Genomic DNA, 22,203 nt, shown 5'->3' on the forward strand with positions numbered 1-22,203 from the left:
CAATTTCCTTTTTCAAATTCCCACTATACGAGTGGGGAAAATTCCTTCATGTGATCAATTCCGTGGTATCGAAGGCCAGTATCTAAATTATAACCACCAAGTGAATCCAGAATCTTAGAACGGCTCTCAGGTGAAAAACTATATTCATAGGCTCTGGTTAAAATTTCCTTACTTGCTTGGCTTGCTTGGTTCAGTAAATCAATGAAAGAATCATTGAACTTACGATTGGGATCAGCTGGGTAAAACCATTCTCTTTTTTCGTCGTTCATGATCTTCGGATTGATCGCCTCAATTGTTGGTAACATCAGAACAGAGGCATTGTATTTATGGAAGGTAAGTGCATCCACTACACTCACAAGTCCTCGCATAAAAGCACTACGGGAATCAAGTGTGGAAGTGAAACGGTAAAATCCAAGATAGGATTCATTTAAGATGTCCCCTGGGATGATTTTTTTTTCAGACCCAATGTAAGAAGTTTGGAATTCTTTTGGAAACGTTTCTTTTAAGGACTGCAACCAAAAGTTCCAAAGGACTGGATCCATTTTATTTTTGATTCCAACGGTTCGGTGGCGGATATCAATGTATTGTGGAAAATCATATTCCCTTGCACTCATTCCCCAACGGTGGTTGATGAGTAAGGTATCCAAACCAAATTCCACTTTCATATGGTTTACTTGGGCTTGGTAGGAAATCTTCTTATCGTTGTTATAGTAATCACCAGAGATATAAAAGATATAGGGATGGGTTTGGATATCCACAACACAATGGCAAATATAACCAAGCGTAAAGGCAAGGAACCTGTCCCGGTACAAACCCATTTCGGTGTCGTACACTTGGTCAAGGAAACTTAAGATGAGTTCTGCCACATTGTGGTGGTGGGCAAGGTCACCAAAAAACGCAGCTTTTTTTGTACGTTTGGGTTGTAAGACATGGTAGAAATAAAAGATATCAGGGGCAACTGCACCTAAGTTGGCGTACGATGCCACATCAGGCCTAGAGAGTAAATTGGCAATTTTCCTTTGAGTGGCATTGCCATGTTCCAAGTGTTTTTTCACTTGGGAGAGTGCTTCAATATGTGTGATCTTTCCTGCCATTTTCTACTTTTTTGACTTTATGGATTGGAACCTATTGAAAGGTTTATCTTAAATCCTATGACATCAATCGAAAAACTAAAGTTTTTGAAAGAAGACCAAGTGCGAACTTTTGCAAAAGAATTTGGTACCCCTCTCTTTGTCTATTCTGAGAAAGAAATTGAACAAAAATGCGATGACACATTGGCATTTCCGAATGCATTCGGGTTACAAGTCCGTTATGCCATGAAGGCAAATCCCAATTCCAATATCTTACAAATCATGAAAAAAAAAGGCATCCTCATTGATGCTTCCTCAGAACATGAAGTGGTACGTGCCCTCCATTTTGGATTTTCTCCAGAGTCCATCATGCTCACTTCCCAAGAATTTCCAAAAGCATTTGCAGAACTCATCGGAAAGGGTGTGAAGTTTAATGCCTGTTCACTCCGCCAATTGGAACTTTTTGGCCAAACCTTCCCAGGAAAATCGGTATCCATTCGTTTTAACCCAGGCCTTGGTTCTGGTCATACCAAAAAAACCGATGTGGGTGGAGTTACTTCTTCCTTCGGAATATGGCATGAAAAACTAGATGAAGTCAAAACAATCGTAAACAAATACAACCTCATCGTTGAAAAAGTCCATACACATATTGGATCGGGAAGTGATCCTGAAGTTTGGAAAGCTGTTGCCAAGTATACACTCGAATATGCAGAAAGTTTCCCATCTGTCACTGTAGTGAGTCTTGGTGGTGGATACAAAGTGGGTCGCATGGAAGATGAAAAAACAACCGACTTACAAAAGATAGGTGCTCCAGTTAAAATCCAATTTGAAGAATTTGCCGAGAAACATGGTAGAAAACTGATATTAGAAATTGAACCAGGCACTTACCTCATAGCACTTTGTGGGGCACTTCTCACCACTGTGGATGACAAAGTTGACACGGGAAAAAATGGATTCCAGTTTTTAAAATTGGATACTGGTATGGATTCTAATACACGGCCATCACTCTATGGTGCACGCCATCCCCTCATTACTGTTAAAAAAGATGGTGGAACTCCTCAGTCTAACAAAGAGTATGTTGTCGTTGGCCATTGTTGTGAATCTGGAGATGTTTTCACTCAAAAAGAAGGTGGGGAACCGATCACAAGGCTTATGGGTGAGGCAGAAATTGGTGATTATGTAGTGATGGAAGCAACCGGAGCATACTGTTCTAGTATGTCTACGAAGAACTACAATAGTTTTCCTGAGACACAAGAAGTGTTGATCCGAAAAGATGGAACACCAAAACTCATCCGTAAAAAAGAACCTGTGTTGGAAATTTTCCGAAATGAAATATTAGTGGTGGAATGAACAACTTATATGCGATCCTGCTTGCCGGTGGAACGGGGAGCAGGATGGGATCTGATGTTCCTAAACAATTTTTAAAACTAAGGGGTGAATCACTCCTTAGGCATTCGGTCAAACGATTCCAACGGTTTGGACTTCTCAAATCCATTACTATTGTGTCCCACCCCGATTGGGTTTTGGAGACAGAAAAAGAGTTAGAAGATTTACTCGCACCTAACGACCGTATAGTGGAAGGAGGAGAAACGAGGCACCTTTCTACTTTAAATGGAATTCAATCGATTTCTTATGATGAGAAAGATTTATTCTTTATCCATGATGTTGCTCGTCCCAATTTCAAACAAAACGAACTTTACCAATTAGTGGAACAAACAAAAATCTTTGGTGGGGCATCCTTAGTATGTCCTGTAACAGAAAGTTTAGTGCGGGTGAAACTCCACCAAAACTATTCACAGGAACCATTAAAACGGGAAGAAGTCTATGCTGTGAAAACCCCTCAGGCAGTGGCTGGATTTATGCTAAAAGAACTTTTGATGGATTCGCTACCTAACAATTCCAAACACCACCCAACAGATTTATGCACTTGGATGGGAGAACGAAGGGTAGGGATAGTTGAAACTGATTTTCACAATACCAAAGTGACAAGCCCAGGTGATTTGGTCCTTGCTGATTCCCTCTATATAAACGATTAACAATTACCTACCGTGGAATAATTTAAACCTTTGTTTCCAAATCCAAACACGGAATAGGTTTTTATTTTCGATGGAATCAATCTGGATCCCAAAACCCTTTGGTTTTCCATATTTCCCTTGGGGATTAGACCACCTAACTACACCACCGACGGCAATTTCACCAGAACGGGTCTGGATTTTAACACGACAATATTCGGAGGCAGATAACACAACTTCCGATTCGATGTACAATCCTTCTAACGAAACATTGAGTAGGGTTCCATTATAAGTTTTATCTTCAGATTGGAAAAATTGCACTGGGTTAGAAACAGGGTAACGAGGAGCAAAAACACGATGTAAAAACGAATCGTAAATTTGTTTTTCTTCTTTTTGTGCGATGAGAAATTGTAATTGGACACCCGCAATTTCTGTTCCATCCGATTCTTTATCGATGCGAACCACTTTTCCTTGTACTGAAATCGAAGCTGGTTCTCTATTTTCCTTTTCTAATTTTAAAAGTAGGTTAATCGGATCCCCTGGGTTTAAAAAATGATGTTTGGTTAACGGAAGTAAGACGCCATTTTTGGAGATATTGATGGTAAGCCCATCTCCTTCTCTTTCTCCGTCTGCATTTGTCCAATGGAAAGGAATAGGATGAGTTTCGCGGTATTTGATCCGCCATCCTCTTCTTGTGGTACTTAAATAAGGAGCTGCAATTTCCCTTCTTAAAAAATAGAAGGCAATTGCTAGGAGAACCGTTGTAATTCCCATATTCCAAACAATGTCGTCAGTTTTGATACGAATGCCTGCGAGGAAGAATTTTTTCCCGAGGGAAACGGATAGAACCATCCAAAAATTATAGGTGAGGATGAGGAAGGTGAAACAAAGGAAAAGGTAATATCCAAACTTCTTTTTGGTGATGAGGCCATAAGCGATGATGGCACTTAAAAACGAAAAAACATACTGCCATGGTTGGATTCGAGTGAGGATCATACCCACATGATCGAAGTCCAAATCATAAAGGGACGCAATGGCAAAAAATATAACAAATGGTACGGCAAAAAAACCAAGAGTTACAAGTAAAACTGGAATAGGGTAATTGAAGAACCGAAATGTCACCCGAAAATGAAACTGCTTTTTTATCGTTTAGTCAACTTATTTTTGAAGTTGGGATTTTGAAACAGGAGAACTTAAGTCTTTAGTTCTCCTGTTTCTCCTTCAACCGGTTCAGAATCCTGTGTGTTGTCCTCAGTCATTGTGACAGTTTCTGTGTTCGTTGTTTCGTTCTCTTTTTGGTGGATTCCATTGATTAGTATATGCAATTCTTTTTGTTTTTCAGAGATCGAATCTTCTACGGCAGTTAGTCGATTGATAATACTGTGAAGGATCACTGATAAAAACCCAGGGCTTTCTTTTCCCATTCCCATAAAAATATCTTTGGTAATGATTCCAACTTTTGTATCCTCTGCTGCTGCTACAATGGATGCTGCTCTTGGAGAAGGGAATACGAGTGCCATCTCACCAAAAAATTCGCCAGGTTTGATATCTCTTACATATTGTTCTTCGCCAGTCGTTTTCCGTTTGTACACCTGTAACAAACCAGAAAAAACAAAATACATTTTACCGTTACATTCTTCCCCTTCAGAAAATACTTTTGTTCCTTGGGCAAAATGGTCAATGCGCACTTCAGTGATGTATTTACGGAGGTGTTCTACATTCATTTGGTTTCCTCCTTTTGGATTTCTTCGATCATTTTGTCGAGTTCAGCGAGTCTCGCTTCTGCTCGGTGGAGTTTTTCGACTGTACTTTTGGTAAGTTGGAATAAAAAATGAGTATTGATACGAGCCAGTTTTTCGAATTGGTCATCACGCAAAATGCCAACCCTTGCATTAGCAGATACCACACTAATTGTCATGGCCCTTGGCCTTCTTGTGATGAGAGAAAGTTCGCCAAAAAATTCACCAGGACCAAGCCCTTTGATCACTTCTTGTGAACCATCTGGCATCCGTTTGGTGACAGCGAACATACCACTCATGATGCAGTACATACTTCCGTCATGAGCATCCCCTTCCCGAAAGATCACATCTCCTCTCAGATACACTTGTGTGGAGATGTTTTGCATAAATTCAAGTATGTTCATCGGACTTATCCTATAGGTATCTGACAGTACTATAAAATTCCAAAACAAAGGCAAGTGAATCACAAAAACTCACTAGACAGAATTCCCTAGTACAAAAACCTGCTTATACAACCACAATGCGGGCGTGGCGAAATTGGCAGACGCACCAGATTTAGGTTCTGGCGCCGTGAGGCGTGGGGGTTCAAGTCCCTCCGCCCGCAAAACAAAGATTTCTGATTCATCCCAAACATTCAAACTGATCAACAACCCCAGAGGGGCTTGAACAGTAACGCGACCAGAAACTGTGACGACCCATAGGGAGTCATAGTTTCTGTAAGTGTGCCAGGAAGGCAAACGTCGAGCGGAGCCGTGCCTCGAATCGTAACAAACACACGAAGTGTTTGCAGCGAAAGAGGCAAGTCCAGAAGCAGAATCGTTTCTGAACAATACTGCAATTATAAGCCAACAAACGAATTTTCTTTAAACACAATAACCTAAAATACAATCACCAACTTCTAAAGATAGAAGTTCCTGAAAAGAATTCATTCTCCATTCTCATTAAAAACTAATCTTTGTTAGAAATCGTGTTCCTAGCCTAAAATCCGAAGCCCAATCATTCGCAGCTTTTCCAAGAGCCAAACCGTTGAATCAATTGAATTTTTTTTGTATTCACTGATTTGTTAGGTGAAAAATTTTACCCATTCGTGAATTCTGTGGCAGCTAAGGAAGGATGATTTCATTTATGCGTTTGATGGTTTGGTTATTTATATTCTGTTTATTTTGTTTTACAAACTGTGAGTACAATACTGAAAAGGAAACTGGCTCATCGAGCAAAGCTTGTTCGGATGCATGGAAATTATTCCAGGTTTGTAGGATCATCAATCCGAATGATCTTAGAGCTTGTGATTCTCAATGGAATGGAATTGTTATTTCCTGCGGAATGATATAGCCGAAAATTTATGCGTTCATGGTTGTCGGAAATAAAGAATGGTATACGAGCGAAAATGCTTCCAAAACAATTTTTGGCCCTTTTTCTTCTCGTTTTCATAAATGTAGGAATATACTCTCAAAATAAAATTAGAGAAAAATCTTATTTTGAAGGGGCCTATTCGGAAGTTGTTGCATACCCACAATTTAGTCCTTACAAAATTAGTAACAATTACACAAATACAGAAAATAATATCAACAATCAATCCAATGTAATCGGTAACCTAACAAATCATTACGGAACTCATGAACAAAAGGTGGCAAGTTGGATTGCATTTGAAAATGCACCTAAACCCAAACTAGATGGACAAAATGTTTCTCTATTCTATGAATCTGTATTCAAATCGGGGATTGGTCTCGGTATCAGCGTCAATAGTTCTAATTTTCAAGCCAAAGACATTCGACAAGACAAATCGAATGCCATCTTTAATTTAGGATTACTGACACGAGAACTTCCCAATTTTCCAAGTTATGATATGAATCATTTGATTGCTTATGAAATTCTATTACCATACCAAACCTATAATGATAATAGTTTTTTACATATGCGTTATCTTTCTTTTCAGTTGGGATACCACTTCTTAGAAAATTCCACCTTTGATCCTTATGTCCGTGTTGGAATGGGATTTGGTAGGGAACGATTTACTGATTCTTATTTGGTCCAATCAAATTTAACCCTAGGTTCACGTATATTGTTACATGATCAATTTCATTTCATGGTAGAGATCATCGGTAATCAATATGATTCACATAAAAAAACGCCAAGTCCAACTGCAGAGAATCTTTTTAGAGAAAAATTTGAACACATTTGGTCTTTAAGGGAATATTCGGCAAAGTTTGGTGTCGGTATTTCTTATTAACTTTCGAGATACAATTTTTTGAAAAACGTTCCTAAAAATATCTTTCCTATTTCGTAATCTACTTTTTGTTATAGGTAAGTTGGCTTTTTTATAATGACTAAGAGATTTTTATTTCTATCGATTCTTTTCCTTACTGGATTGTGTTTTCAGCTTCATTCAGCTCGTCTTTTTTCCATTCCAAATGCGAACCAAACGAATTTAGAATGTCGCCTGAAAACTGGTTATTACTTGGAAACAATCCCTTTGGAGAATGGAGAGTTAAATATCCATGTCGAAATCACAAATGAATTTGCAACATTCCATCGCATCATCGATAAATTCTATGTGAAAAATAAAATCAACTGGTTGAAAGATTGTGAATTTGAACTCGTCACGTTAGAAATTACAGATCCTATTTTATTGGATTCAGATTTTATTGGAAACAAAACGTACTATAAAGTGAAACAAATCAATGAAAACAAATACCAATATGTGGAAGTGAATAAACAGAATGTTTTATCTTTGGATTACCAAGGTATTTATTTCCCTCATGCAGTCGTGGAGTGATATTAAAGTGTGGGGAGAAAAATCTTTTCCTTTGGATGTGTTTTGAACTCCCAAGATTCATTGGTTGTGCTCGCTTCGGTTGGAACTTAACTTAATCCATCCCGTAATGAATTTTGTTTCCTTCTCTATAGGCAACGAAAACTTTTTCCTTCCTTTTCACCTTGCAATGGCACTACCGAAAAAAGTACCTGCAGGTGGGATTAGTGTTTGGCTTGTCACTCCGCCGGAATTTAGGTTTTGGTTTGTTGGAACTCTACCTCTAATACTATGGAAGGTATACACTCGATTGGTTGTTGTTGGTTCGGAAATCACAATATCCTTCAGTCCATCTGCGTTGGTGTCTAGGAACGCTAATCCCATAGAAAAATTACTTAGAGTCGTATTACCAGAAAAGAGACTATCGGCAGACCCACCGGCACTTAAATCCATATTTCTAAATCCATTGGTTAGATCATTTAACACTAAATAAACGTCTCCGATCCCAGAACTAGCACCAGTAGCACCAATGAGTAAATCGGGGAGTCCATCACCATTCGTATCTCCTGATGCCAAGGTTCCACCAAAATTACAACCCCCAGAACAGCTGATTACAGGTGGGCCAAGTAAAGTAGACTTCGGAACCATTTCGTATGGATTTAAAGCATCACAGGTTGAATGGTATACATGTACAATTCCCTGGTTGGAATTAAAAGAATAAGCACCAACTGCAAGATCGATACATCGGTCGGAATTAAAATAATCGAGAACAAATGTAGAACCAAATCGACATCCACCTCCTGCTGAACATGCAATGGAAGTAGTTGTCGGAGGGTAAAGAAATTGTTGTGGTTGGTTCGTGTAAGATCCTTGTTGGGATACAAAAACAAATAACCTGCCAGTGGAGGAAGCATATTGGTGTTCTCCCACAATTAAGTCATTAAAACCATCCCCATTTACATCTCCTAATGCAGCATAATTTCCAAAATTATCTCCCGGTTGCGATGATTGGTAGGAAAAGATATTGGAATTCGTGTTTTGTGATACAAATCCATTTGAACCTTGGCTTTTCAAAATAAATAGATTATCGCTCCATGATGATGCAAAAATTCCATCATCGAATCCATCAAGATTTACATCCATACAAGCTATATTCGTACCAAATCTCCCGGTACCGACAATTCCATCTAAAATCGCATCAGCAGATCCCCCTGCATTTAGATCAAGAGTGGGAATTCCTTGTTGGCCTTTACTCAAAAATTCATATACTCTACCTGCAGTACCATTATATGCTTGTGCACCAACTAACACATCCGCGTATCCATCTCCATTAAAGTCACCAGATCCAATATTACTTCCGAAATAGGTACCACTTGCTTGGCCGTCAGTTATGGAGGTAACTTGTGAAGTTAATAGTTGTTTGGTTGTTGGATTTGTTCGGTAAATAAATGCATACCCTTGTGATCCTGAGCCAGGGCCAGCCGACACAATCAAATCAGGATACCCATCTCCGTTGGTGTCTTTATTTGTACCTTTTCGTACAAGGATAACATTCGGTTTTTCTAATGGGATTTGTACATAAATGGTGTGCAAACTTCCGTAGGTCCAAAAGCTATTTGTCACCGCTTTTGCTGGTAAAGGAAAACTCCAACTTCCATTGACAACGGGGACTCTTGTCGGTGAAGCATCATCATACCCCACATTCACAAAACTGACATCAGATGGAGCAGTTCCCACGACGAAACCAGTCTCTACGATGGAGTTATTTGTCAGATTGGAAATGGTGGCTCTAGATTCTTGTAATAGATATAAATAAATACCAGGTGAATATTTTTTGAGTAAGTCTTTATTTGGACAAAGGAAATTGTCCAATTTCATCAGGCATTCAAGAGGAGGGTGGGTTAGAGGATTTGTCCAACAATTGGATAAAAATAAAAAAAGTCCAGTGGCAACAATACTACGCTTAATTATGATTAAAAAAAGACGATTTGCCATTATCATTTACAACTAACAATGAGTTGATGTTTTGATTTTGAATGAGGAATGGCAATCAATAATTAGTATTGGACCTAAGATAATTCGAGTTTTTTAGTAAAAAATATCTTTCCTTTTCCTTTTACTTCAGCAACCATACTCCGCATGAGTTTTTTTGAAAGTTTAAAAGCCGTCGCAGCTCAGGCAGTAGAGCTAGTCCAAAACAATCCCCAAGTTGTCTCTGGGATCCAGAAGATCATCGAAGAAAACGGTGGCGTATCGGGAATTGTACAAAAATTCAAGGAAAAAGGTTTTGCAGACGCTGCCGCTTCTTGGGTTGGAACGGGTGAAAATGTAAGCATCGGTGCCGATGATGTTTTAAAAGTCTTAGGAAATGACTCAGTAAAGGAACTTGCTAAAAAAGTGGGCCTTGATACTGATGCTACTGCAGGACTTGTAGGAAATTTATTGCCTATTGTCATCGATAAATTATCCCCTGATGGCAATGAACCATCTGGAGACATCACTTCCCAACTTTCAAATTTGGCATCCTTATTCACCAAATAGAACAATCCAATTGATTTAGAGATTTTCTTTGATTTCTGAGAAACTGCGGTCAGGGTTCATCGTATAAGCTCCTTTAAAAGGATGTGGAGGATTGCCTCCCCATTCCATAGGGGATAGAAGGGAAAAATAATCTCCTTCCTCTTTCGAATACAGATAAATCACCTGACCTGGTTTTTTTTCAAATTGGCATTTTGCCTTATGAAGTTCGATATCCTTTTCTGCTTGTTTGAGTATGAGTTCTGCTTCTTCTTTTAGAGCACGAATTTGTTTGGCGATGACTTCCAACTTTCCATGAACATGGAGTTTGACAGATTCTTCCGCCAGTTCAATTTCTTTCGCACGATCAACCAAACTAATTGCGGGTGCTAATCGACTTGTTCCATAGGTGAGGCTGTGGTGGGGGATCGTGGATTCTTCCATATTATTCTTTAGACAAATCCAAAGATCTTTCCATAGAATTTATTTTTTGAATGGAAATATCCATTGAAAAAAGAAAAGGCCTCCCCATGAGTTACGGGAAAGCCAAGTTGCCAAGGAAAGACGATTTGTGTTTTTATGATAATGGTTGGTATTGGATGACCATTGCCTTTGCCTTAATTTCTTTTGGCATATTTGTTTTGGATAAGGTTTTTAACAATGAATCTCTATCTTTGGATTTACCAAGTTGTACGACAAAAAATCCATTTTTCACAACAATGAAGGATTTTGATTTGAGTTTTCCTTGGTTATCTGCTTGGAGTTGGGACAAAAATGTTTCTGCTGATTTACGGTTTGTAAACGCAGCTAGTTGAATGGTTAAATACTTTACATCGTTACTCTTTACCGATTTTGGTAAGTTGGAAGAAACATGATTCGGTTTTTCTTTCCCTTTCGAAACATGTGAAATGTTTTTTAACTTCTCTTCTTTTGCCACAGTAACATTTCTTTGTTCTTTTGATTTCGTCAAATCAACAACTTGTTGTTTCCTTTCTTCCTCTTCATCCTTAGCTGTTGAAGTTTCTATATAGTAAGGATGGTTCCCAATATCAGCCATTGGAATTTCTTGTGAAGAAACAGATTCTTTTGGTTTTGTGCCTTGGACTAAAGAAGAAGCAACTTGTGTTCCTTGCTGATTCAAATTTGGAGTCTCTTCTCCTTTTTTTGCCAATGAATCTGGCGAAGGAAGATTTGTATCCGATGTCTCTGGGTTTGTAGCTGTTAGAGACGGTTTTATGGAAGTATGTGATTCTTCTGTTTTCCCTTTCCCTACCGAGACACCCAAAAAGAAAATCGAAAAGAATAAAGCAAATAAAAAGAGCGATAAGACTCCAATCCTTTGTTTGTCTAAATTGATAACGTAAAAAACTCTCTCTTTCATTTTTGAATCCTTTTTTGAATTTCTTTATAGATAATTACGATTTGTTCTTTTAAGCCTTCTCTATCAGTATCGTTCGTTACGACAAAATCAGAGAGAGACTTTTTTTCCTCAATGTCCATCTGCGATAAGGTTCTTCTTTCGAAATCAGATTTTTCCATCCCACCTCGTTGTTTCACTCGTTCCCAATTTTGTTCTTTGGGAAGGTAAACAGTCACAGTGAAATCACAAATGGTATGAGCATCAGTCTCAAATAGGAGTGGGACTTCCCAAGCGACAATACTCCCTTCTTTTTGGGATAGGAAAAATTGAAGGAAAGATTTTCTGACTAAAGGATGGAGGAGTTCGTTCAGTGACTTTAACTTTGATTCGTTGCTAAAAGCAAGTTCGGCAATTTTAGTACGGTTGATCGTACCACCTTTCATTTCAATGGAGGGTCCAAAAATAGAGATTAATTCTGATTTGACTGGGCTATTTGGTTCTGTGAATGTACGGGCAATCGCATCAGAACTGATCGTCACTGCACCTAATTCTCCAAAGATGGAAAGTGCAGTGGATTTCCCTGATCCTATTGATCCAGTGATCCCAATTAATGTTTTGTTGGAAGCGAGTGCCACGGGTTTATAACATAAAAAACCCGTGAAAGTACAAGTATTTTTTTATCTAGTTTTAGAAAAAAAATACTTAAGTTTTGTTGGATTAGTTTTTGTTTAAAGTACCGTTTGAAATCCAGTCTTGTACGAGTTTGGCGGACAATTGTGGGTCTTCAATCATTGGAGCATGGCCCATATTCTCAAGCAGAACGGTTTCCAATTTTGATTTTAGTTTTTTCTTTAGAACATCCATAACCGAATAATGGATTACCTTGTCTTCTTTTCCCCAAATGGTAAGGCAAGGTGCTTGGATTTTATCGAGTTGTGACTCTAGAATATACCCTTCCTTTCTGATTTGTTTGAGAATTTGTCCATTCCACTCACGGTTTGCGACAGACTTTTCAGCAAAATAAGATTTTAGAAACGATGGTAAGTAAGGTGGTTTTACAAATGTAAATTTGAGAAGTCTGTCAAAATCTTCAGTGTCTTTGACAAGTAGTGGGCTTTCAGCACCAGAGAGTTCAATTCTTTGCATTTCACTCGGTATGGGGCTTTTGATCCCTGCATTGTCAAACAGGATGAGTGACTTCACAAGTTTCGGGTATTTGGCTGCAAAAATTCCTGAAATCCCACCACCCATTGAATTGCCTGCTATGTGAAATTCAGTAAGTCCTAGTTTTTCTGTGAATTGTTGTAATCGAATCGCTTGTGCTTCTTGGGTGTAAGAGATGGAATCCGGTTTACTTGATTCACCAAAACCAGGTAAATCAGGTGCGATGACCCGAATGTTTTTGGGAAGGTATCTTGAAAACCTTGTCCAATGGTCTTTGTCACCACCAAAGCCGTGTACAACGAGAAGGGTTTCTCCGTTCCCAGGTTTTTCTGTATACTTCCAAACCAAATCATCAACTACAATTGATTTTGTTTCTAAGTCAGACCTGAATCTTTCGATACTAATGCCTGTTTTGTGGAGTCCGGAAGCACAACCTAGGGTGTAGAAAAGTGCCAGAACAATGGTAAGTTTGAGTGTTTGGTTTGGTTTCATTTTGGTCCTTACAAAAAATTCAAAGGTTCGTTGACAGAGGGCTATGAAAAAATACTTTGGTCGTAACCGAGGCCCTGTAGCTCAGTCGGTAGAGCAGAGGACTGAAAATCCTCGTGTCGGCAGTTCGATTCTGTCCGGGGCCAAGGTTACCTATTTTCCTACCTTTCTTTCTTCCCCCATCGACCAAAGACCTAAAAATTCGTTTTCTTCGACTTTTTTACAAAGTTCGGGTTTATATAGTTTTTTGACTGGAGGTTTCGGGTAGATATGGATTTCGTCATTATCGGGAATGAAGGTTAACATTCTCAAAATGGTATCTTGGCCTTCAATTTCATACATGGTATAAGACATACCTTTGGAAGGAATGATTTGGGAAGTTTCCAAATACTTTCGCGTTTGTTCAGACATATTCCTAAAGTTGATTTTGGTTTCGTTTACGAGCAACTAAAAAGTTTTTTTTCGATTTCCATTTTTCTGAAATCGATTTGCAAAGAGGATCAGTTTCTCTCGGATTTTGGATGATTGCCCAACGGAAACATTCAGTCTGAAAAAATAATTCCAATGTTTGGAGAGTCCAAATAAAGATCCAGGTGCAATCGCCATTCCTATTTTTTTTGCTTCTAATAATAATTTATCTCCATCTAACGCGGATTCGATCCAAAGAACAAATCCACCATCGGGTTTTGTGATTTTGAGGTTTCCATCACTATGAGTGATGAGTAAGTCCGTTGTTTCTTTACTTAACTTTTTATATTCAGTTCTTAAAAATTTTAAATGCCTTTCATACGTTTGTCTTTTTAAAAATTCAAGAACACAGATTTGAGTTGGATGGTTTTCTGCAATTTTGAATGCTCTTGCAATTTTGGACACCGAATGGATTCCATTTTTTGTGACAACCCAACCCATCCGAAGGCCTGGAGAAAGTGTTTTCGAAAAAGAAGAACATAAAAATGATTTTGGACCATTGTTTGTATGAGGGAAAAAACTTACCAAAGGTTTTGGTCTTGTTCCTTCAAAGTACAAATCACCATAAATATCATCTTCAACAAGATGAATTCCATATTGGAATGATAAATTTGCTAAAAGTTGTTTTGTTTCATCACTGAATAAAATTCCATTCGGGTTATTAAAATTGGAAGCAAACAAAAATACTTTTGGTTTGTGGCGTTTCACGAGTTTTTCAAATTCCGTGACACTGATCCCTTCCTTACCACGGTAGGGAATTTCCACCACTTTCAATTTAAGAGTTTCTAAAATTTGGAATAAGCCAACATAAATGGGAGACGGGACAATGACGGTATCACCTGGTTCTGTCACTGCCATAAGCGAATAAGTGATTGCTTCTGTACAACCAGCCGTGATTTGGATTTGGTTTGTGCTAACTCTGTAACCAAACATGGAAGTACGTTTTGCTAACCATTCTCTTAGGTGAGGATTTCCTTGTAGGTCACCATACCTAAATATTTCTTTGTGTAAGAGTGCTTTTTTAAATGCATTGTTTAATTCATGGATTGGTAAATAGATCTCCGATGGAATTGCCGCTCCAAAAGAGATGAGTTTAGGGTCCATCACTGTATTCATGATTTGTTGGATTCTGTCATCTGCTTCCACGGTATCATAAAATTCATTTTGTGGTCCAAGGATGAGGGAACTTATGTTTTTTTGAACATAGTATCCTGATTTGTTTTGTACATAAATATAACCTTCCTCTTCCAATATTCGATAGGCTTCTTTTGCGGTTGTTAGGCTACAGGATTTAATCGATTGGATTTCTCGTAAGGATGGTATTTTCTCATTTTCTGAATAAAATCCTGAACGAATTTCATTTTTTATATCAATGGCGAGTTGTTCGTATTTTGTTTTTACCATCTGTATACCTATAGTTACTTTGATCTGTATATGGACAGATGTTTTGATACCTGGTAAATTATAAGTATGGAAACGAATCTTGCAAACCAATTTTTAGCAAAAAGGACAAATGGGATTCGATCTTCTGTCATCCGAGAGATACTAAAAATCACAGTTCAGGATTCCGATTTTTTGTCATTTGCGGGTGGACTTCCCAATCCGAATTTATTGGACCAAAATGTATTATTAACGGCAACAGAAGAGACAATTCGAAATTATAGTCGAGTTGCGTTTCAGTATGGAGATTCCACTGGTTACGAATCACTGAGAAAGAGGATCCAAAGTGATTTTGTGGATGTTCCCGTTCATACCAATTCTATCTTCATTACCCATGGTTCACAACAAGGTTTGGATATACTTGGAAAACTGTTTCTAGATGAAAATACAAATCTTCTACTAGAAGACCCAGTGTATTTAGGTGCTTTACAAGCTTTTTCACCTTACAGTCCCAATATGATTCCATTACCCATGGAGTCTGATGGACCAAATCTTTTGGAACTGGAAAAAATCCTTTCGATGCAAAAGATCCATTGTTTTTATACAAACCCAAGTTACCAAAACCCATCGACGATTACTTGGTCATTGGAAAAAAGAAAGGTTGTTGCATCACTTTTGGATCAATATGGAGTCATTTTATTTGAGGATGAAGCCTATAAGTATTTGGATTTTAAAGGAGTGGTTTATCCATCGATTTCTTCTTTTCGGGAAAGATTGGACCTAACGTTTGTTTTGGGTAGTTTCTCTAAAATTATCTCACCAGGATTTCGATTGGGTTGGGTTGTGGTTCCAGAGTTGTACCAAAAAATTTTCACCAATGCCAAACAAGGAATTGATTTAAACACCAATCAATTTTCCCAAGTTGTGATGGACATTCTCCTATCGCATTTGGATTGGAAAGAACACCTTTCTAAAATCCAATTGTATTATGCGAAACAAAAAGAACATTTGGTAAAACTTCTGCAATTCCACCTTCCCGAAGTTAGATTCGAGGAACCAAAAGGAGGGATGTTCCTTTGGACTGAATACCCAAATGTGACGGAAGTTGATATGATGGATGGGATCATGGAAAAAAAAGTAGTGATGGTGCCAGGAAATGAATTTCGATTGGTCGCTTCAGAATCAGCTTTCTTTCGAATGAATTATAGTTTTTTGACGATTCAGGGAATGGAAGAGGGTGTAAAACGGATCGTTTCTGTTTATCGAGACATAATTACGTAACAAACGTATAGTTAAATTTGTTTGACAAATACTATCTATATGTTTACTTATTAAATATGAAGCCTGCTGTCACCAAAGCTTTACACCCAAAGTTTTCTGTTCTCAGTTTGGAGGAAAAATTGGAAATCCTCAAAGATGATCCTAACTTTAGGATGATAGTAGAACAGATCTACCAAAACTATAAGGAAAACAGGTCTACCGTGATTCTTTGATTTGCTTCACATTCCCTTACTTATTTCTATGGAAGGAAAGCAGGTAATTATGAATTTAGATCTCACTCCACAAGAAACAAAACAACTTTTAGATGCACTCACTGTATTTGAATGGGTGAGTAATGCTCCCCATGAAGAATCCGATCCAAGTGTGGATGGATTCCTTCAATCCTTACTCGGAAAACTTTCCAAAACAATGGAAAATAGTCCAATTGTTTCTGAAAACGGAATGTTTACGATCGCAGAAGAATATTTCCAAGAAGTATTTGAATCTTATATAGAGCCATATAACGATGATGTGTTTTGGACTGAACTCACAACAGAACTTGCCCAAAGAGATTTAGAACTTTCTATGTCAGAAAAAGAATTGGAAGCTTTATCTCCAGAAGCCTATGAAACCAAAGTAGCAAAAGAAGCAGAAAAATATGATTCTGAATTTGAAAAGAATGGAGTGGATCGTTTGTTCTTAAAAAAATAAATGATACAAGAGGAATAAATGAGAATTCAAAACTTAAATTGAGTTTTGATTGGAATCATTTTTTTCCCATTCAATGAGTACCATCGTTTGGTCATCTTCTTGTTCTTCCTTTCCTTGGAATAAAAACAATTGGATGACTAGTTCGGCGAGAACTCTTTCTGATTCCTTGTTTTGAAAATCAGAAAGAATCTTTTGAATCCGATCCATTCCAAACTCTTCCCTGGCTTCATTTTTTTGTTCCAACATCCCATCGGTAAAAAGTAAAATACGGTCCCCTTCCAAAATTTGGAATTGTTTTTGGGTGTAAGGTTGGTCCTTTTTTAAACCAATGATATTCCCTGTTCGGTTTAGTATGATTTGGTTTCCGTTAGCTTGGAAAATCTGATTCGGGTGACCAGCTGAAGAATAATAAACCGTTTTAGTTTTGGTATCAATGTCCAATAAAAATCCAGAAAACACGATCTTCAGACCTGAGAATTTATTTTGGATCTTTTGGTTGAGATGGTTCATTAAATCATCTGTTTTGGTGATAAATCGTTTGATGGCTTCATATTCTGATTTAATAGCCATCGTGTAAAGAGCCGCTTGGATTCCGTGGCCAGTTGCATCCGCGACAAAAAAACGAACAATTCCGTTATCCAATTCAAAGATATCATAAAAATCTCCTCCCACTTCGTCTTGTGGTTGGAAGTAGAGATGGATTTTTAAGGGATCAAACTTGATTCCATCGGAAGGTAAGATTTTTTGTTGGATTTTTTTGGCTAATAGTAAGTCTTTTTTAATTCGATTTAGTGAAAAATTCAATTGGTAGGTTCGTTCAGAAACAATTTGTTCCAGATTTTCTGTTACGGCTAACAAAGATTCGTTGCTTATTTTTAAACTTTCTGCCAATTCTTCCGCACGTACAAATGCATTTGCGATTCTACTTGAGAGGATGAGTGATTGGATAAAGATAAAACACAATAGGGCATAGGGAGTGAGTCCAATCCCTCGACTGTTTAAACTATGTTTCAGAATATCAAAGGATACTGAAAATGCTAATATCAGTAAGCCAATCAAAAATAGTTTTGAATTCGGTCGGCTATTGATGACTGCTTTTAAGTTAATATGAATGACGTATCCAATGATGACAAATGCAAGTATTTGAAATCCATAGAGTAAAATGGTAAATACCGATATTGGTAAAAACAAGGTAAAGGAAAAAAGGCAACTAACAATGAGAGCACGACGAACATGTTTTTCCTTTGATTCTTCTGGAAATAAAGAATGGATGAACAATAAAAAAGTCGGTACAGCAAAGTAATAAGAAGCAAACTCAATCCGAAACGCAGTGGGCCAATGGAATTTCGGAAAAAGTTCCAAAACATACCTTTCACCCGTAAATGCAAGGCGTATTCCGAGTAATACACAAAAGATCGCAAAGTAAAAAATGGATTTTTCTTTTCGTTTATAAAAGAATAATCCAAAATGATACAAACCGATGAGTGAAAGGGCACCGAGTAAAAATAATTCCCTTGCGTTGGAAAACATCTTTTCGCGATCTAAGGCATATTTGTTTCCTAACATGGGAACTCCCCAAAACCCACCAAAATTGTTTTCATAATTAGCTATATGAAACACAAGTTCGATTACTTCATCGTCAGGTATGAGAGTATAATATTTTGATTTGATCCTTGGAGTATCATCAAATTGATTGATCCCGGGTTTCCCTTGTCCACCAATGAGAACTCCATTGGCAAAAAATCGATAAGAAGAGGCAACATCTGGAATATAAATCCTAAGTTCTTGGCCTACAGTTTGTTTATTGATATGGATGAACGCGCGTAAGGTGACTTTCCCGGTTCTAGGTAATTCAATGCCTCCATACTCTTCATTTTGCCACGAGTTAGGAATCGCAAGGTAACCAGTGAGTTCTTTTTTTCCATGGAAGGGCGGGTAGTGGAATTCCCCAAAGTACAACTCCCATTCCCCTTCCAAATTGATGGCTGTGTCTTCTTTAAAGGTGATTTCTGTTAAATCTAAGACACCTTGTCGAAAGTGTAAATTCCGATCGATGTCTGGGTTTTGGCACTGGCAAAAACAGAAGACAATGGAGGCATACACCAATCCCAGAAAACTCTTTCGCATGTTCTTTAGTTTCTTTCTAGCTATGGAATGGAAAGAACTAATTTCGTCCAGTATAACCTATGACATCCATAAATGCAGAAACTGAAAATACTGCCTTACCAGGTCCAGGTTCGCCATACCCTGGAGGGGTTGGTAAACCATAAGATTCAAATGTTTCTTTCCATGCGCGTAAAAGTTCACAAAAATACACAAGAGGAGGGCCTGCTTGTTGGCCAAGAGTTGTGTATGGTTCCGGGCACCATGCTGTAAATCTAGGCACAATTCCTTTCGACATAAAAAAATCTAACCCTTGTTTTGTGGAAGTGATGGCTTCTTTTACTGTTTTGAATCCCCAAGGTTCAGAAAGTTCAACTCCACCTACAAAGTTGGGTATTACATTTTCGGGTCCAAATACTTCTGCTGAATCCACCACTCTTCGGATCCAATTTTCATATCCAATCCAACTTGCTTTCCCAGGGCATATTTTTTCAAAAAGAGCCTTGTCCCATACTTCATAATTGGGATGGTAAATTTGAATCCCTGCATCTTTGAATTTTTGGCAATCTTCCTTTTCAAAGGCTTGTGCTACTAGTTTTCCCATCCATCGTTTCGGAAACCTAGCTTCGATGGCTTCTGGATACTGTAAGTAAAAATCCACTTCCGATTTTTTCTTGAGATTGGTGAGGACGGAACCACCTGTGATTGTGTACACTTTTGCAACTTCGTCTTCTGCATCTACCCAAGATAACACTTCTAAAATATCTTCTACATCCTTGACTCCCGTATAAGGACGACCCGCGCCTTTTTGTTGGCGGTAGTTATGGTTGATGTCACAATACGCACATTCTTCGTCTTTTCCAAAGTACTGGCAGTTACGAAAGACAGTTAAGTAAAGAAGGTAACCCCATTCGATGACGGGTGCGATTTCGCCAGGAAGTTTTCCTGATTTAGTTTTGTGTCTGTACCAAGATGGAATGGGTGGGTATTCTGCTGTTCCAATTTCTGTATCCTCTAAAAACAGAGTTGGTTTTCCCTCTTTCAGTTTCATTTTGTACGGGGAATTTGGGTTATTTCGTGTGGAGATGACGGTTTTCAAAAGTCCAAAATGGCCACCGCTGATTTTGATTTCTTCTGGAGCTTTCGTATCTGCTCCATCTTTTAGATCCGCTAGTGGAATATGATCGAAGGAAAAGATAAAGTAATCCTTAGATTTATAAGGGTCTTTGACTTGGAAGGCCTCTGGGAAAAAATGAATCCCTTGTCTTAAGATGTCTTGTTTGACGATGGCTTCCATAGGTAAGTCTTTATACGTTCTTTCCATTTCTTCTAATAAAGAGAGGGAGGAGGCAGGTCTTTGGTGCAATGTAGAGGTTTCAGCCATATTTGGAGTTTTTTTCTTCCTTTCTCTTAGACAAAGCGATTTTCCCAGAGAACGAGCGAAAAACCCCCGAAAAACGTAGGATCCGAACGAAAATACTGAATATTCGTTTACAAATCCGATCGCTAAATTATTTTTTTTCCGAACTAATGAAATTTTTTTCATTCTAGAAAAAAATACAAAAAAACTGGGAATTTTAGCTAGCTCAGTTTGTTGATTAGAGAGTAACGAAAGTACAATTTCACTAAGGGACAGGACGATATGAAAGCATCGAAACTAACCATCATGGGACTTGCGCTTCTTTTCACTGGGCTTACAGTTTGTAAGAAACCAGAAGCAGAAGTATCAGAAGCACCTAAAAAACCTGCAGACTTATCTGCGGTAGTCGTATTTGCGGTAGGAGATTCTAAAATCCAACACGCAGACCAAACGGAAGAAAAAGCACAACTTGGTGCCCTTCTGAAAACAGGGGATAATGTAGTCACAGGCGACAATGGAAAAGTAGACATCCAATTTGCAGATGGCTCGAGCATTCGTATCTCTCCAAAGTCCGCGATTGACTTTGCAAAACTTTCTCAAGACAACGCTGGAACAACAGACACTCAAATTGCTCTTGTTTCCGGAAAAGTATTCGCGAAAGTTAACAAAGCTAAGAAAGAAGACAACTTTACTGTCGTAACACCAACTGCAATTGCGGGTGTGCGAGGAACTTCTTTCATCGTAGAATCTGCTGAAGGAAAACCAGCGAAAGTGAAAGTGGTTGAAGGTGCAGTAGCATTTGCTCCACGTGTTCCAGCGTTAGAAAAACTTTCTGAAGAAGAAATTTCAAAAAACACTGAACTTAAAAAACTACAAGAGTCTATTGCAAAGGCTGAAGTGATCTTGGAAAAAGACCAAGCTTCTACTCAATCAGCAAAATCTGCAGAACTTGCGAAGTCAGCTGACATTCAATCTTTGGATTTATCAAAAGCATTCAAAACTGCTGAGAAAGAAAAACTCGTAGTGGAAAGTGCAAAACTTACTAAAAACGAAGAACAAGAAATCAAAACGATCGTGACTGTTGACAAACAAACAGCACAAGAGATTGTAAAACTTAGTGAATCAGCTCAAACTGAGAAACTCGATGAATTGAAAAAACAAGAAATCGACACTAAAAAACAAGCGATCGAAAAAGAAGTAGCGAAACGACAAGAAGAAGAGAAGAAAAAATTCGAAGAATCTTTAGCTAGCCAACCAAAAGATTTCAAATCTAAAAAAGACATCGTAAACTACTACGAAAGAATCGAAAAAATCGTGTTAGTCGATGGAAAAACAGTGATTGGTGCAATCATCAACCAAGAAAATGGTCAATTGATTGTTCACACTGAAAATGGTGTTAAGAAAATTGATATGGACAATGTAGAAGAAGTCATTTACGACCTTCAACAAAAATCCAAATTCTAAAACAACCACACCCTTATGTAGAAAAGAAGCCTGGAGGGAATCCCCTTCGGGCTTTTTTTATGTACTCGAGTTTTTGTATTCGTTCCAAAGGATCCGGATGGCATTGATGAGAGGGCTCACCTCGATCAGAAGTAAATTGTTTTGGTATTTCACAAGGAGTGTGTTTTGGCCAAATCGGTCCATTTCACCCCATTCTACTTGTAATTCTGGATGGTGGGTAAGGGCTTTTTGGATGAGGACTTTTACTTCAAAATCAGAAAGAGTTTCATCGATTTCTCCTAAGTCCTTTAGAATGGACAAAAAGAAAGTTTTGGCGAGTTCTCTTTGAAATTCCGCTGATTCCTCTTCGTTCAT

23 protein-coding genes and 2 tRNA genes are annotated in these 22,203 nt (G+C 38.2%); 10 read left to right on the forward strand and 15 right to left on the reverse strand.

Annotation, left to right across the window (positions count from 1 at the left end):
* Window positions 1-23 precede the first annotated feature (23 nt).
* Window positions 24-1,094, reverse strand: coding sequence for a zinc dependent phospholipase C family protein (locus tag ND812_RS09665; protein ID WP_265358148.1), 1,071 nt, complete (start codon window positions 1,092-1,094; stop codon window positions 24-26).
* A gap of 57 nt (window positions 1,095-1,151) precedes the next feature.
* Here ND812_RS09665 and ND812_RS09670 point away from each other — a divergent pair, with 57 nt between their 5' ends.
* Both ND812_RS09670 and ND812_RS09675 read left to right on the forward strand, forming a co-directional pair.
* Entirely contained in the window at window positions 1,152-2,420 is a 1,269-nt protein-coding gene (locus tag ND812_RS09670; RefSeq protein WP_265375274.1) for a diaminopimelate decarboxylase, read from the forward strand.
* Entirely contained in the window at window positions 2,417-3,106 is a 690-nt protein-coding gene (locus ND812_RS09675; RefSeq protein ID WP_265375275.1) for an IspD/TarI family cytidylyltransferase, read from the forward strand. Before ND812_RS09670 ends, ND812_RS09675 begins: the two co-directional genes overlap by 4 nt.
* Before the next feature lie 3 nt (window positions 3,107-3,109).
* Here ND812_RS09675 and ND812_RS09680 read toward each other — a convergent pair whose 3' ends face one another.
* The 3 genes from ND812_RS09680 to ND812_RS09690 form a co-directional block, all read right to left on the reverse strand.
* On the reverse strand, window positions 3,110-4,204 hold the full coding sequence (locus tag ND812_RS09680; RefSeq protein WP_265375276.1) for a PilZ domain-containing protein: 1,095 nt from the start codon (window positions 4,202-4,204) through the stop codon (window positions 3,110-3,112).
* A gap of 71 nt (window positions 4,205-4,275) precedes the next feature.
* Window positions 4,276-4,806: a Crp/Fnr family transcriptional regulator gene (locus ND812_RS09685; RefSeq protein WP_265375277.1), complete on the reverse strand. Its 531-nt coding sequence runs from the start codon at window positions 4,804-4,806 to the stop codon at window positions 4,276-4,278.
* Window positions 4,803-5,225 carry a cyclic nucleotide-binding domain-containing protein gene (locus tag ND812_RS09690; protein WP_108958314.1) on the reverse strand — a complete coding sequence of 141 codons (423 nt, stop codon included), beginning with the start codon at window positions 5,223-5,225 and terminating at the stop codon, window positions 4,803-4,805. Before ND812_RS09690 ends, ND812_RS09685 begins: the two co-directional genes overlap by 4 nt.
* A 118-nt stretch (window positions 5,226-5,343) precedes the next feature.
* On the opposite strand from ND812_RS09690, the gene ND812_RS09695 reads away from it, so the two are divergent.
* Window positions 5,344-5,425: transfer RNA gene (locus tag ND812_RS09695), tRNA-Leu, on the forward strand.
* 499 nt (window positions 5,426-5,924) lie between these two features.
* Here the strand turns inward: ND812_RS09695 and ND812_RS09700 are convergent.
* Window positions 5,925-6,083, reverse strand: coding sequence for a hypothetical protein (locus tag ND812_RS09700; protein WP_265375278.1), 159 nt, complete (start codon window positions 6,081-6,083; stop codon window positions 5,925-5,927).
* A gap of 125 nt (window positions 6,084-6,208) precedes the next feature.
* Here ND812_RS09700 and ND812_RS09705 point away from each other — a divergent pair, with 125 nt between their 5' ends.
* Together ND812_RS09705 and ND812_RS09710 are read left to right on the forward strand one after the other, a co-directional pair.
* Complete coding sequence (locus ND812_RS09705; protein WP_265375279.1) at window positions 6,209-7,051, forward strand: porin family protein; 843 nt, start codon at window positions 6,209-6,211, stop codon at window positions 7,049-7,051.
* A gap of 93 nt (window positions 7,052-7,144) precedes the next feature.
* On the forward strand, window positions 7,145-7,597 hold the full coding sequence (locus ND812_RS09710) for a hypothetical protein (RefSeq protein WP_265375280.1): 453 nt from the start codon (window positions 7,145-7,147) through the stop codon (window positions 7,595-7,597).
* A 156-nt stretch (window positions 7,598-7,753) separates the two neighbouring features.
* Here the strand turns inward: ND812_RS09710 and ND812_RS09715 are convergent, their stop codons facing one another.
* Window positions 7,754-9,451 carry an FG-GAP-like repeat-containing protein gene (locus ND812_RS09715; protein WP_265375281.1) on the reverse strand — a complete coding sequence of 566 codons (1,698 nt, stop codon included), beginning with the start codon at window positions 9,449-9,451 and terminating at the stop codon, window positions 7,754-7,756.
* A gap of 261 nt (window positions 9,452-9,712) precedes the next feature.
* Here ND812_RS09715 and ND812_RS09720 point away from each other — a divergent pair, with 261 nt between their 5' ends.
* A complete protein-coding gene (locus tag ND812_RS09720) occupies window positions 9,713-10,114 on the forward strand; it encodes a YidB family protein (protein ID WP_265375282.1) in 402 nt (133 codons plus the stop codon).
* A gap of 15 nt (window positions 10,115-10,129) precedes the next feature.
* On the opposite strand, the gene ND812_RS09725 is transcribed toward ND812_RS09720, so the two are convergent.
* The 4 genes from ND812_RS09725 to ND812_RS09740 all read right to left on the reverse strand — a co-directional run bounded on the left by ND812_RS09725 (window position 10,130) and on the right by ND812_RS09740 (window position 13,106).
* Window positions 10,130-10,534, reverse strand: coding sequence for a DUF2452 domain-containing protein (locus ND812_RS09725; protein WP_265375283.1), 405 nt, complete (start codon window positions 10,532-10,534; stop codon window positions 10,130-10,132).
* A 133-nt stretch (window positions 10,535-10,667) separates the two neighbouring features.
* Window positions 10,668-11,471: an SPOR domain-containing protein gene (locus tag ND812_RS09730; RefSeq protein ID WP_265375284.1), complete on the reverse strand. Its 804-nt coding sequence runs from the start codon at window positions 11,469-11,471 to the stop codon at window positions 10,668-10,670.
* On the reverse strand, window positions 11,468-12,085 hold the full coding sequence (coaE, locus tag ND812_RS09735; protein ID WP_265375285.1) for a dephospho-CoA kinase: 618 nt from the start codon (window positions 12,083-12,085) through the stop codon (window positions 11,468-11,470). Before coaE ends, ND812_RS09730 begins: the two co-directional genes overlap by 4 nt.
* An 82-nt stretch (window positions 12,086-12,167) precedes the next feature.
* On the reverse strand, window positions 12,168-13,106 hold the full coding sequence (locus ND812_RS09740) for an alpha/beta fold hydrolase (protein WP_265375286.1): 939 nt from the start codon (window positions 13,104-13,106) through the stop codon (window positions 12,168-12,170).
* Between the two features lie 70 nt (window positions 13,107-13,176).
* On the opposite strand from ND812_RS09740, the gene ND812_RS09745 reads away from it, so the two are divergent.
* Window positions 13,177-13,249: transfer RNA gene (locus ND812_RS09745), tRNA-Phe, on the forward strand.
* Window positions 13,250-13,256: 7 nt separating this feature from the next.
* On the opposite strand, the gene ND812_RS09750 is transcribed toward ND812_RS09745, so the two are convergent.
* Both ND812_RS09750 and ND812_RS09755 read right to left on the reverse strand, forming a co-directional pair.
* Window positions 13,257-13,514, reverse strand: a complete 258-nt coding sequence (locus ND812_RS09750; RefSeq protein ID WP_265375287.1) for a hypothetical protein — start codon at window positions 13,512-13,514, stop codon at window positions 13,257-13,259.
* 36 nt (window positions 13,515-13,550) lie between these two features.
* A complete protein-coding gene (locus ND812_RS09755; protein WP_265375288.1) occupies window positions 13,551-14,975 on the reverse strand; it encodes an aminotransferase-like domain-containing protein in 1,425 nt (474 codons plus the stop codon).
* Between the two features lie 66 nt (window positions 14,976-15,041).
* On the opposite strand from ND812_RS09755, the gene ND812_RS09760 reads away from it, so the two are divergent.
* The gene (locus tag ND812_RS09760) at window positions 15,042-16,232 is read left to right on the forward strand and encodes an aminotransferase-like domain-containing protein (RefSeq protein ID WP_265375289.1); all 1,191 of its coding nucleotides are present in this window, start codon (window positions 15,042-15,044) and stop codon (window positions 16,230-16,232) included.
* 261 nt (window positions 16,233-16,493) lie between these two features.
* Window positions 16,494-16,922, forward strand: a complete 429-nt coding sequence (locus ND812_RS09765; RefSeq protein ID WP_265375290.1) for a hypothetical protein — start codon at window positions 16,494-16,496, stop codon at window positions 16,920-16,922.
* Between the two features lie 33 nt (window positions 16,923-16,955).
* Here the strand turns inward: ND812_RS09765 and ND812_RS09770 are convergent, their stop codons facing one another.
* Together ND812_RS09770 and ND812_RS09775 are read right to left on the reverse strand one after the other, a co-directional pair.
* The gene (locus ND812_RS09770) at window positions 16,956-19,049 is read right to left on the reverse strand and encodes a PP2C family protein-serine/threonine phosphatase (RefSeq protein ID WP_265375291.1); all 2,094 of its coding nucleotides are present in this window, start codon (window positions 19,047-19,049) and stop codon (window positions 16,956-16,958) included.
* Window positions 19,050-19,086: 37 nt separating this feature from the next.
* Window positions 19,087-20,409, reverse strand: coding sequence for a radical SAM protein (locus ND812_RS09775; RefSeq protein ID WP_265375292.1), 1,323 nt, complete (start codon window positions 20,407-20,409; stop codon window positions 19,087-19,089).
* A 258-nt stretch (window positions 20,410-20,667) separates the two neighbouring features.
* On the opposite strand from ND812_RS09775, the gene ND812_RS09780 reads away from it, so the two are divergent.
* Window positions 20,668-21,849, forward strand: a complete 1,182-nt coding sequence (locus ND812_RS09780) for a lipoprotein LipL45 (protein ID WP_265358126.1) — start codon at window positions 20,668-20,670, stop codon at window positions 21,847-21,849.
* 57 nt (window positions 21,850-21,906) lie between these two features.
* On the opposite strand, the gene ND812_RS09785 is transcribed toward ND812_RS09780, so the two are convergent.
* Window positions 21,907-22,203 (reverse strand): hypothetical protein, encoded by a 297-nt coding sequence (locus tag ND812_RS09785; protein WP_265375293.1) that lies wholly within the window; start codon window positions 22,201-22,203, stop codon window positions 21,907-21,909.

The organism is Leptospira limi, assembly GCF_026151395.1.
GTDB lineage: Bacteria > Spirochaetota > Leptospiria > Leptospirales > Leptospiraceae > Leptospira_A > Leptospira_A limi.

Excerpts from the sequence above, each read along its gene's own strand:
- ND812_RS09710 (WP_265375280.1), top strand. The coding sequence starts at position 7,145 with ATGACTAAGAGATTTTTATTTCTATCGATTCTTTTCCTTACTGGATTG.
- ND812_RS09705 (WP_265375279.1), top strand. The coding sequence starts at position 6,209 with ATGCTTCCAAAACAATTTTTGGCCCTTTTTCTTCTCGTTTTCATAAAT.
- ND812_RS09775 (WP_265375292.1), bottom strand. The coding sequence starts at position 20,409 with ATGGCTGAAACCTCTACATTGCACCAAAGACCTGCCTCCTCCCTCTCT.
- ND812_RS09720 (WP_265375282.1), top strand. The coding sequence starts at position 9,713 with ATGAGTTTTTTTGAAAGTTTAAAAGCCGTCGCAGCTCAGGCAGTAGAG.
- ND812_RS09785 (WP_265375293.1), bottom strand. The coding sequence starts at position 22,203 with ATGAACGAAGAGGAATCAGCGGAATTTCAAAGAGAACTCGCCAAAACT.
- ND812_RS09740 (WP_265375286.1), bottom strand. The coding sequence starts at position 13,106 with ATGAAACCAAACCAAACACTCAAACTTACCATTGTTCTGGCACTTTTC.
- ND812_RS09715 (WP_265375281.1), bottom strand. The coding sequence starts at position 9,451 with ATGAAATTGGACAATTTCCTTTGTCCAAATAAAGACTTACTCAAAAAA.
- ND812_RS09730 (WP_265375284.1), bottom strand. The coding sequence starts at position 11,471 with ATGAAAGAGAGAGTTTTTTACGTTATCAATTTAGACAAACAAAGGATT.
- ND812_RS09765 (WP_265375290.1), top strand. The coding sequence starts at position 16,494 with ATGAATTTAGATCTCACTCCACAAGAAACAAAACAACTTTTAGATGCA.
- ND812_RS09675 (WP_265375275.1), top strand. The coding sequence starts at position 2,417 with ATGAACAACTTATATGCGATCCTGCTTGCCGGTGGAACGGGGAGCAGG.
- ND812_RS09700 (WP_265375278.1), bottom strand. The coding sequence starts at position 6,083 with ATGATCCTACAAACCTGGAATAATTTCCATGCATCCGAACAAGCTTTG.
- ND812_RS09725 (WP_265375283.1), bottom strand. The coding sequence starts at position 10,534 with ATGGAAGAATCCACGATCCCCCACCACAGCCTCACCTATGGAACAAGT.
- ND812_RS09760 (WP_265375289.1), top strand. The coding sequence starts at position 15,042 with ATGGAAACGAATCTTGCAAACCAATTTTTAGCAAAAAGGACAAATGGG.
- ND812_RS09690 (WP_108958314.1), bottom strand. The coding sequence starts at position 5,225 with ATGAACATACTTGAATTTATGCAAAACATCTCCACACAAGTGTATCTG.
- ND812_RS09770 (WP_265375291.1), bottom strand. The coding sequence starts at position 19,049 with ATGCGAAAGAGTTTTCTGGGATTGGTGTATGCCTCCATTGTCTTCTGT.
- ND812_RS09670 (WP_265375274.1), top strand. The coding sequence starts at position 1,152 with ATGACATCAATCGAAAAACTAAAGTTTTTGAAAGAAGACCAAGTGCGA.
- ND812_RS09665 (WP_265358148.1), bottom strand. The coding sequence starts at position 1,094 with ATGGCAGGAAAGATCACACATATTGAAGCACTCTCCCAAGTGAAAAAA.
- ND812_RS09755 (WP_265375288.1), bottom strand. The coding sequence starts at position 14,975 with ATGGTAAAAACAAAATACGAACAACTCGCCATTGATATAAAAAATGAA.
- ND812_RS09780 (WP_265358126.1), top strand. The coding sequence starts at position 20,668 with ATGAAAGCATCGAAACTAACCATCATGGGACTTGCGCTTCTTTTCACT.
- ND812_RS09685 (WP_265375277.1), bottom strand. The coding sequence starts at position 4,806 with ATGAATGTAGAACACCTCCGTAAATACATCACTGAAGTGCGCATTGAC.
- ND812_RS09750 (WP_265375287.1), bottom strand. The coding sequence starts at position 13,514 with ATGTCTGAACAAACGCGAAAGTATTTGGAAACTTCCCAAATCATTCCT.